7 protein-coding genes are annotated in these 9,835 nt (G+C 73.0%); 2 read left to right on the forward strand and 5 right to left on the reverse strand.

What is annotated here, in order from left to right; genetic code table 11:
• Positions 1 to 6: 6 nt before the first annotated feature.
• The 5 genes from ACFWXO_RS10765 to ACFWXO_RS10785 form a co-directional block, all read right to left on the reverse strand.
• Complete coding sequence (locus tag ACFWXO_RS10765; RefSeq protein ID WP_375887173.1) at positions 7 to 1,152, reverse strand: FAD-dependent monooxygenase; 1,146 nt, start codon at positions 1,150 to 1,152, stop codon at positions 7 to 9.
• 34 nt (positions 1,153 to 1,186) lie between these two features.
• Positions 1,187 to 1,663 (reverse strand): PPOX class F420-dependent oxidoreductase, encoded by a 477-nt coding sequence (locus ACFWXO_RS10770; protein ID WP_380523216.1) that lies wholly within the window; start codon positions 1,661 to 1,663, stop codon positions 1,187 to 1,189.
• Positions 1,664 to 1,824: 161 nt separating this feature from the next.
• Positions 1,825 to 3,063, reverse strand: a complete 1,239-nt coding sequence (locus tag ACFWXO_RS10775) for an MFS transporter (RefSeq protein WP_380523217.1) — start codon at positions 3,061 to 3,063, stop codon at positions 1,825 to 1,827.
• Between the two features lie 29 nt (positions 3,064 to 3,092).
• The gene (locus tag ACFWXO_RS10780) at positions 3,093 to 3,917 is read right to left on the reverse strand and encodes an oxidoreductase (RefSeq protein ID WP_380396542.1); all 825 of its coding nucleotides are present in this window, start codon (positions 3,915 to 3,917) and stop codon (positions 3,093 to 3,095) included.
• Positions 3,918 to 3,981: 64 nt separating this feature from the next.
• Positions 3,982 to 4,797, reverse strand: coding sequence for an alpha/beta fold hydrolase (locus tag ACFWXO_RS10785; protein WP_380523218.1), 816 nt, complete (start codon positions 4,795 to 4,797; stop codon positions 3,982 to 3,984).
• 290 nt (positions 4,798 to 5,087) lie between these two features.
• Between ACFWXO_RS10785 and ACFWXO_RS10790 the strand changes: the two genes are divergently transcribed.
• Positions 5,088 to 8,924 (forward strand): type I polyketide synthase, encoded by a 3,837-nt coding sequence (locus ACFWXO_RS10790; RefSeq protein ID WP_380523219.1) that lies wholly within the window; start codon positions 5,088 to 5,090, stop codon positions 8,922 to 8,924.
• A gap of 185 nt (positions 8,925 to 9,109) precedes the next feature.
• On the forward strand, positions 9,110 to 9,691 hold the full coding sequence (locus ACFWXO_RS10795) for a TetR/AcrR family transcriptional regulator (protein ID WP_380523220.1): 582 nt from the start codon (positions 9,110 to 9,112) through the stop codon (positions 9,689 to 9,691).
• Positions 9,692 to 9,835: the final 144 nt, after the last annotated feature.

A 9,835-nucleotide genomic window follows, 5' to 3' on the forward strand; every position in this document is an offset into this window, starting at 1 on the left:
GCGGCGTCAGATCGGCTGGTTGAGCGCGTCGTCCACCTGGTGGGCGACGGCTTCCAGGCCGTTCCGGATGAAGTCGAGCTGCCGGTCCAGGGACGCCTGGTCGGTGGTGTTCATCTCGGACAGGAGGATGTTGCGGGAGGCGTCCTGGGCGATCTTGGCGCGGACGAAGCGGCGGTCCTGGAACTCGGCCAGCAGCTCGCGCAGGTCGCCGTCCCGGCCGAGCGTCTCGCCGAGCACGGCGGCGTCCTCGATGGCCATGGCCGCGCCCTGGGTGCGGTGCGGCGCCATGGCGTGGGCGGCGTCGCCGAGCAGCAGCAGCCCGTCCTGGTACCAGGGCAGCGGGAGGAGCACCTCCTCGATCGGCGCGTACACGATGTCGTCGTCCGGCTTGATGCGGTCGCGCAGTTCGCCGATCAGGCCGGTGTAGCCGGCCAGCCGCTGGGTGAGGTGGCCGTGGAAGTCCTCCCGCGCGTGGCGCGGGTTGCCCGGCTCGGGCGTCACGTGCAGCAGGTACATGACATCCGTATTGAGCGGGAAGAGCCCTGCCTTGGTGCCCATGCCCTGGAAGTACATGTTCCGGGTGACCTCGGGGTGCCGTTCGAGGGCCACCCGCCACACCGAGTAGCCGGTGAACCGGGGCTCGATGCCGAGGGCCGCCTTGCGGAAGGAGGAGCGGATCCCGTCGAACGCGACCACCAGGTCGTAGTGCTCGGTGCTGCCGTCGGTGAGGACGGTCTCGACCCCGCCGTCGGCGGTGGTGCTCATCTTCTCCACCGAGGTGCCGTAGCGGATCACCGTGCCCACGTCGACGCAGGCCTTCTCCAGGATCCGGGCCAGGTCCTTGCGCTGGATGGCGCAGTTGGCGGGCACGCCGTCGACCCCGAGCTTCGACCGCAGCGCGAGCAGCAGCCGGGAGGCGGAGTCGTGGAAGTCGACGCGGTCGAAGGTGAAGCCGTGGCCGAGGACCTCGTCGAGCAGGCCGAGCTGCCTCAGGGCCCGCAGCGCGTTGCCCGGGATGTTGATGCCGACGCCGGCGACGAGGTTCTCCGACTGGATCTCGACGACGGTGGTGTCGATGCCCTGCTGTCCGAGTGCGGCTCCGGCGGCGAGACCGCCGATGCCCCCTCCGATGATCAGGATGCGGCGCTTCACTGTGACTCCTCACGCATGGGTGGACGGTTAGCGGTCACTGGTGCTGTTGCTGGGGCTGGGGCAGGCCCGCCACCCAGCGCGCGTGGTCGCGGACGAGCTGCCGGTCGGGGGCGACGAGCAGCAGCACGCGGTCCGAGGCGATGAACTCCTCGGCGAAGGGGCCGCCCAGGTACTTGCGGGACAGCTCGTCGATGTGCTCGCGGGCCTCGGTGCCGAGGACCTCCTCGACCACCCGGCCGCGGATCTCGGCGAAGTTCAGCGGGTCGTCCTGCTGCCAGATGGTGACGGTGGCCCGCGGGTCGCGGCGCAGGTTGCGCACCTTCTGCCGCCCCACCTCGCTGTTGAGGGCGAGGTACTCACCCCGGGTGGAGACCCAGACGACCTGGGTCTGCGGGGTTCCGTCGCGCATCAGGGTGGTCAGGGCGGCGAAGTTGGGTCCGTCCGCGAGGGCGCGGACCTCCGGGGCGAGGCGGTGACCCGTCTCGACTTCCATCTCCTGGTGAGAAGACATGCTGTGTCCTTCCTGCGGGATGGGGTTCCTTCGTTCGGGACGCGCTTCCTTCGTCGGCGCCCGGCCGCCGGTGGTACGGCGGTGGACGGTGCTGGAGGTACTGGAGGTGATGGACGGCGGTACGGCCGTGGACGGCCGTGGACGGTGCCGCGCGGCGCGGTTCAGCCCCGCAGCGCGGGGCTGGACTCCTCCGCGTCCGTGGGCGCGGCCACCGGCTGCGGGCGCTTGCGGTTGCGGCGCAGCGCTCCCACGCTGACGACGAGGGCGAGGCCGGCCAGCAGCTCGAAGCCGGCCCCGGCCAGGGGGTTCCAGCGGAGCATGTCCGCGTCGGCGAGCAGTCCGCCGACCGCGGCGGCGGTCATCTGGCCCACGTAGACGGCGCTGTTGTTCAGCGCCAGGAGCATGTCGCCGCGGTCCCCGCCGATGCCCAGGGCCCGGTGCAGCAGCAGCGGGAAGCTGGGCCAGTGCACCAGGCCCCACACGCCGACGGCGAGCGCCGCGACCAGCGGCCACTGGAGGGTCGGGGTGAGCACCACGAGCCAGAGGCCCAGCGCGGTGATGGTGATCGAGAGGCCGACGACCGAGCCGAAGCGGTCGGCCAGCCGGCCCCCGACGAAGACCCCGCCGAAGCTGCCGACGCCGAAGAGCAGCAGGACCCAGGACTGCTGGCCGGCCGACAGCCCGGTGACCTGCTCCAGGATGGAGCCGAGGTAGGTGTAGACGGTGAACGTGCCCGCCGTCCACAGCGCCGTCACCAGCAGGTGCGTGGGGGCCTGCGGGATCCGGATCGCGGCCATCCGCTCCCGGACGGTGGCGCCGGGGCCGGTGGGCACGTCCGGCAGGAAGAACTGGATGCCGGCCACGGTCACGGCCGCGAGCACCGCGACCAGGCCGAACGCCCAGCGCCAGGAAGAGAGTTCGCCGATCCAGTTGCCGATCGGCACCCCGAAGGCGATGGCGCTGGTCATGCCCGCGTAGACGATGGCCAGCGCCCGGCCGCGCACCTCGGGCGGGCTGATCCGGGCGGCCACCGCGGAGGCGTTGGCCGAGTACAGGGCGGCGCCCGCGCCGGTGATCACCCGGCTGATCAGCAGCACGGTGAAGTTGGCCGAGACGGCCGACAGGAGGTTGCCGAGTCCGAAGACGAGCATGACCCCGATGAGCAGCGGCTTGCGCCGGAACTTGGCGGTGAGCCCGGCCAGGATCGGCGCTCCCACCGCGTAGGTGGCGGCGAACGCGGTGGACGTCTGGCCCGCGAGTGCCGTCGAGAGGTGCAGGTCCCGCCCCACCGCCGGCAGCAGGCCGGCGACGATGAACAGGTCGGTACCGGTTGCGAACGTTCCCAGCGCGAGCAGCCAGACCCGAGGGTCCACCCGCCCCGCCGAACTCGCCGAGCTCATCGGGGTCCTCCTTCTCCGGAGACGGTTGATCAGATGGCGGTGTCCAGCGCGAGCTCCCGCCAGGTGTCGAGCTCCTTGGCGACGGTCTCGAGCTTGCTCTCGACCCGGGCGACGCAGTCCGCGCCGAGCGGCAGGCGCACCGGGGGCGCGTCCGACGCGGCCACGGTGACGATCGCGCGGGCGGCCTTGACCGGGTCGCCGGGCTGCTGGTGGTTGTTGTCCACCGCCCAGTCGCGGGTCTTGCCGACGGTCTGCGCGTAGTCGTCGATCGGGGTGGTGCTGTGCAGCGAGGAGGCGTCCAGGAAGTCGGTGCGGAAGACCCCGGGCTCGATGATCGTGACGTGGATGCCGAGCGGGGCGAGGTCGGCCCGCAGGGCCTCGCTGAGGCCCTCGACGGCGAACTTGGTGCTGTTGTAGATGCCCCAGCCCGAGCCGGCCGTGAACCCGCCGACGGAGCTGATGTTGAGGATCCGGCCGGACCGCTCCCGGCGCATGTACGGCAGCACCGCCCGGGTGACGGCGAGCAGGCCGAAGACGTTGATGTCGTAGACCGCGCGCGCCTCGGCGTCCGAGGCCTCCTCGACGGCGCCGAGCAGCCCCCGGCCGGCGTTGTTCACCAGGACGTCGATCCGGCCGAAGCGCTCGTACGCGGCCCGCGCGACCTCCTGCGCCTGCTGCTCGTCGGTCACGTCGAGCGGCAGGTACAGCACCTCGCCGCCGGCGTCGCCGAGCGCCGCACGCACGACCTCCGTGTCGCGCGCCGTCGCGACGACCTGGTGACCGCTGGCCAGCGCCTCCCGGGCGATGTGCAGGCCGAGGCCACGGGAGCTGCCGGTGATCAGCCAAACGGACATGAACTTCCTCCAACTATCGGTGTGTTGCGGCGGCCCGACGGGCCGGGACCAGCGGGTGTGGTTCTCAGGTGCCGGTGTGCTGCGCGAGGAACGGGCCGAGCACCGCGGCGAACCCCTCGGGGTCCTCCGCCAGCGCGTTGTGGCCGGTCTCGATCTCCGCGTAGACGGCGCCGGGTATGCCCTCGCGCAGCAGCAGCTGCTGGTTGGCTCCGCAGACGCGGTCGTGCACGCTGGCGAACACCAGCGCCGGCGCGACGACGGCGCCGAGCAGCGGACGCAGGTCGACGGTGAGGCCGACCTCGAACTGCCGCGCGGTGCCGGGCTGGAAGTTGTCGGCGATCTGCCGGACGAGCTTCCCGTGCTCCGCCTCGTTCGTCGCCTCCCAGTAGCGGGGGCCGAGGGTGGCCAGCGGGAACATCTGCGGGACCAGCGCGGTGCCCAACTCCGCGTCGGTGCGCAGCAGGTCGAGCGAGTAGCGGAAGTCGGCCGTCATCCGCTCGTCGGTGTACGCCCAGCCGGCGTGCGAGACGACCGAGCGCACCCGCTCGGGGTGCTCGGCCGCGAGGCGCAGCGCCACCACGGCGCCGAGGGAGTGGCCGGCGAGGTGGAAGGTGTCCAGGCCGGCGTGGTCGGCCACCGCCAGCACCTCCGCGACCAGGTCGCCCAGGGTCAGCGGCCCGCCGTGGTCGACCGTGTCACCGGAGCCGGACAGGTCCGGGGTGACGACGGTGAACTTCCCCCTCAGCTCCTCGACCTGCTGGGCCCAGGCGGCTCCGCGGGTTCCGGTGCCGTGCACCAGGACCAGGGCCGGCCCGCTGCCTTCGATGCTGTACGCCACCTCGGCGTCGCCGCCGCTGATCCGTATCCCCGTGCTCGGCATGTCAGGTGCCTCCTCAGGATTGGTCGACTACCGGACAAGATGGGACCACGAGTCGAGGTTGGATGCAAGTATCACTTTTTACTGAAAGCCAAGTAAGCGAGCGATCTGGACCACACCCGGAGGCGCCGCGCGACCGCCCGACGGCGGAGCGGCGCAGGTGAGGGGCCCATTCGGTGGCCAGCGATGCAACTAGGCGGCGCGGGTTCAATCTTGACCTTGCATCAATGATTGAACGACTATCACTTCTGTAGCACCGATGCTTCGCTCGTACATGAAGGCAGGTACGCCCCATGGATCAGCCCGAAGTAGCGTCCGACCGCTCGATCGCCGTCATCGGCCTGGGATGCAGGTTCCCCGGCGCCTCGAACGCCGACGAGTTCTGGGAGCACCTGATCGGCAATGCCGACAGCGTCACGGCGATTCCCGGCGACAGGTACGACGCGGCCGCCCACCACTCCCCCGACCCGGCCACCCCGGGCAAGTCCATCTCCGCGAAGGGCGGGTTCATCGACGACCCCTTCGCCTTCGACCCCGGCTTCTTCGGCATCTCGCCCGCCGAGGCCCGCGCCATCGACCCCCAGCACCGCGTCCTGCTCCAGGTCGTCTGGGAGGCGCTGGAGGACGCCGGCATCCGCCCCTCCGCCCTGGCCGGCAGCCGGACCGGCGTCTTCGTCGGCCAGGCCACCGCCGAGTACGGCGACGAGCACCGGCCGCTGACCGACCAGGACATCTGGCGCACCGTCGGCAGCCAGCTGCGCTCGATGGCCTCCGGGCGCATCTCCTACGCGCTGGACCTGCGCGGCCCCAGCATCGTGCTGGACACCGCCTGCTCCTCCTCCCTGGTCGCGGTGCACATGGCCCGGCAGAGCCTGCTCACCGGGGAGAGCGATCTCGCCGTCGTCGGCGGCGCCAACATCGTCCTCTCCCCCCGGGACGCCGTCGCCTACTCGCAGGCGGGCATGCTCTCGCCGGAGGGGCACTGCGCCTTCGGCGACGCCGACGCCGACGGCTTCGTGCGCAGCGACGGCGTCGGCGTGGTGCTGCTCAAGCGCCTCGCGGACGCCCGGCGCGACGGCGACCCGGTCCTGGCGGTGCTGGCCGGCAGCGCGGTGAACAACGACGGGCGCAGCAGCGGACTGCTGGTCAAGCCCTCCGTCCCGGGCCAGGTCGAGATGGTCCGCGAGGCCTGCCGCAGCGCCGGGATATCCCCGGCCCGCCTCGGTTACGTGGAGGCGCACGGCACCGGCACCGCCGTCGGCGACACGGTGGAACTGTCCGCGCTGGCCGCGGCGGCCGGCCCGGCCCGCGCCCCGGGGCGACCGCTGCGGACCGGCTCGGTGAAGAGCAACATCGGCCACGCCGAGGCGGCCGCCGGCATGGCGGGGCTGATCAAGACCGTCCTGATCGCCCGCCACGGCGTCATCCCGGCCTCGCTCCACCTGAACAGTCCGCACCCGCTGATCGCCGCCCCGGACTCCCCGGTCCGCGTGGTCACCGAGAACGAACCCCTCGGGGACGGCGACGACACCTACCTCGGGGTCAGCTCCTTCGGCCTGTCGGGGACCAACGCCCACGTCGTCCTGAGCCCTTACCCCGCCGAGGCCGAAGCGTCCGCCGCGACGGCCACCGCGACGGACGGGCGCCCCGAGCCGCTGGTGGACGGGCGCCCCGAACTGCTGGTGTTCAGCGCCCGCTCCCAGCGGTCCCTGGAACGGCTCGCGACCGCCTACGCCCGCCACCTGCGGCCCGGCGGCGCGGGCCACCGGGAGCCCCTGCGCGACGTCTGCGCCGCGGCCGCGCTGCGCCGCGACCACCACCCGTACCGGATGTGGGCGATCGGCGACAGCCACGAGCAGCTCGCCGACCGGCTGGAGGCACTGGCGGCCGGCGAGGAGATCGCCGACGGCGGACGCGGCGAGGCCGGCTTCGGCCCGCAGCGGCGGACGGTGTTCGTCCTGCCCGGGCAGGGCGCGCAGTGGCCGGGCATGGGGCGCCGGCTGCTGGCGGACTTCCCCGCCTTCCGCGAGCGCATGGCCGAGTGCGACGCGGCGGTCCGGGCCGAGCTGGGCTGGTCCGTCGTCGAGCTGCTGAACCGCGAGCAGGAGGAGTTCCCCACCGACATCGACGTCGTCCAGCCGGCCCTGTGGGCGATGGAGGTGTCACTGGCCGCCCTCTGGCAGGACCTCGGCGTCAGCCCCTCCACATGCGTCGGGCACAGCATGGGCGAGGCGGCCGCCGCCGTGGTCACCGGCGCCCTGTCGGTGCGCGACGCCGCCGCCGTCATCTGCCGCCGCAGCCGGCTGATGGCCCGACTCGGCGGCCGGGGGCGGATGCTGGCCACCGACCTGTCCCCGGACGAGGCCGAGCGGATCGCCGCCCGCTACCCCGACGCGCTGTGCGTCGCGGTGGAGAACTCGCCGCACTCCACCGTCCTCGCCGGGGATCCGGAGCACCTCGCCAGGCTCGCCGAGGGCCTGACGGAGCGCGGCCGACTGGCCCGGTTCGTCAACGTCAGCGTGGCCTCCCACTCCCCCGACATGGACCCGCTGCGGTCCGAACTGCTCGACGCCCTCGCCGAACTCGCCCCGCGCGGCGCCTCGCTGCCGCTGTACTCCACCGTGCGCGCCGAGCCCGTCCCCGGGACGGCCCTCGACGCCGGGTACTGGATGGACAACCTGCGCCGCCCGGTGCGGTTCGCCGGCGCCGTGGCGCGGCTGGCGAAGCAGGACGAGAGCGTCTTCCTGGAGATCAGCCCGCACCCGCTGCTGACCTCGGCCGTGGAGGAGACCCTGGAGGCGCTCGGCGCCCCGGCCTTCACCGTCGCCTCGCTGCGCCGCAGGGAGCACGAGGGCGCCGAACTCGCCCGCGCGGCCGGCCGCCTGCACGCCGCCGGCGCCGGCCTCGACTTCACCCGGTGGTTCCGGGGCGCGGTCCGCCCCGTGCCGCTGCCCCGCTACCCCTGGGACGACGAGCACCTGCGGGACCCGGCCGCCCTCCCGGCGGCCACCGGCTTCACCTACGAACGGCCGCTGGACATCGAGGCGTTGGGGGTGTCGTTCCGCGGCACGGCCGTCGTCCCGCCGATGCTGTACGTCGACGCCGTGCTGAGCGCGGCGCGCTCCGAACTCGGCGGGCAGCACCGCCTCGTGGACGTCACCCTGACCGGGGAGCTGGTCGACCGCAGACAGGCACTCGGCGCCACCCTGCGGGTCCGGCTGCGGCCCGAGGGCGCCGACCACCTCGCGACCGTCCAGGTCGTCGGCCCGGGATCGGCCGGCGAACCGGCCCTGACCTGCCTGACGGCCCGCGTCACCTCCTCCCCGCCCGGGGGCGGCGCCTCGCCCCGGAGCCTGGACGCGCTGCTGGCCCAGTGCGGCGAGTACCTGCCCGGGCCGGACTTCTACGACGAGGTCCGGGGGTACGGCTACGACGTCCCCGACGAACTCGCGGGCGTCCGCCGGCTCTGGCGGCGCCCGGGCCTCGCGGTGGCGCGTATGCACCTGCCGGCCCCCGGGCACCCCGCGGCCTGGGAGGTGCCGCTGCAGCCGCTGCTCGCCGTGCTGCCCCGCGGCGGTCCGGACGGCACGAGCCACAGCTACCTGGCCGTCGGCATCGACGCCGTGACGGTGCACGGTGACGCGACCGCCCTGGCGAAGCCGGTGTGGAGCTCGGCCGCGCTCCGGCCGGTGGCGGAGGGCACGGCGTCCGGCGACTCCGTCGTCCGCGCGGACGTCGTGCTGCACACGGACGACGGGGACCACGTGCTGGCGGAGCTGCACGGGGTCCAACTCCTTCGGCTGACCGGCACGGTGGCGCCGGAGGCCGGGCCCGGGCACGCGCCCGCGACCGTACCGGCAGCTGAGGCCACCTCCGTCCCCGCCACCGTTCCTGCCCCCGCGCCGGCCGCCGACCGCGAGGCGGCCGTGCTGACGCACGCCGCGGCGCTGCTCGGCACCACCCCCGAACGCATCGACCGCCGACGGCCGTTGCGCGAGCTGGGCCTCGACTCCATCACCGCCGTCCGGCTGCGGCAGCGCATCCGGACCGCCATGGGCATCGACCTGCCCGTGGGGCGCCTGCTCGGTCAGGAGACCATCGGTCGGCTACTGGAATCGACTGAGGTTTAAACGAATACTACGCATCAAAGTTAACTTCTGGTATAACTCCGCAGAGGAGGACCGGGCCCGGCCGTACGGGCCGCGCTACAGATGGTTACAAGGTCCACTCCCTTGTCGCTGGAGAACGTATGTATGCTGCTGAACCCCCTCTTGCGCCCGTTGCCACGGGCCGCCGCGAACGCAACAAGCAGCGGATGAGGGAACGAATCTTCTCCGCCGCCCTGAGCCTCTTCGCCGAGAAGGGCTTCGAGCAGACGAAGGTCGACGACATCACGGAGCGCGCCGACGTCGCGCGCGGCACGTTCTTCAACCACTTCCAGCACAAGGAAGAGCTCGTCACCACCTGGAGCAGCCAGCGCCAATCGCGATTCGAGGAGAAGATGCGCCAGAGGACGCCCTCGAACGACGAGCTGTGCGTCGCCCTCGGGCGCTGCATGACGGCACTCGTCGAGATCAACGAGGAGGAGGAGCCGGAGTTCAACCGGGTCATGCTCACCTCGTGGGTGCGGGCGGGCCTGCCGATCACCGAACCGCCGCGCACGGCCGAGGTGTTCGCCGACGTGATCCGGGCCGGACTGGCGGAGGGCAGGATCAGGTCCGGCGTGGACCCGATGCAGGTGGGGTACCTCCTGCGGGACGCCTACCTGGGCGCGCTGTTCCGGTGGTGCCGCGGCGACCTGAAGGACGACGGCCTGGCCGCGGAGCTGCAGCGCATCGTGGACTTCCTGCTGCCCAGCATCGTCCACGACAGCCCCGTCGCCGGCCGCGCGAGGTAGCCGTCTGCGCACGACTCACCGATGGGCCCACCCACGACGCCGAAGGGGGCCCCCCCCCCCGCCCGCCGGCCCCGGACAGTGGGCCGGCACCCGGGTGGGGGGGCGCGCACGGCCGGCCCCGCGCCCCGCGGGGGCGCCGCCCCC

The organism is Kitasatospora sp. NPDC059088 (assembly GCF_042738155.1).
GTDB lineage: Bacteria > Actinomycetota > Actinomycetes > Streptomycetales > Streptomycetaceae > Kitasatospora.

Bases quoted from the DNA above. Each gene is read 5' to 3' on its own strand.
- ACFWXO_RS10770 (WP_380523216.1), bottom strand. From the start codon at position 1,663: ATGTCTTCTCACCAGGAGATGGAAGTCGAGACGGGTCACCGCCTCGCC.
- ACFWXO_RS10775 (WP_380523217.1), bottom strand. From the start codon at position 3,063: ATGAGCTCGGCGAGTTCGGCGGGGCGGGTGGACCCTCGGGTCTGGCTG.
- ACFWXO_RS10780 (WP_380396542.1), bottom strand. From the start codon at position 3,917: ATGTCCGTTTGGCTGATCACCGGCAGCTCCCGTGGCCTCGGCCTGCAC.
- ACFWXO_RS10785 (WP_380523218.1), bottom strand. From the start codon at position 4,797: ATGCCGAGCACGGGGATACGGATCAGCGGCGGCGACGCCGAGGTGGCG.
- ACFWXO_RS10790 (WP_380523219.1), top strand. From the start codon at position 5,088: ATGGATCAGCCCGAAGTAGCGTCCGACCGCTCGATCGCCGTCATCGGC.
- ACFWXO_RS10795 (WP_380523220.1), top strand. From the start codon at position 9,110: ATGAGGGAACGAATCTTCTCCGCCGCCCTGAGCCTCTTCGCCGAGAAG.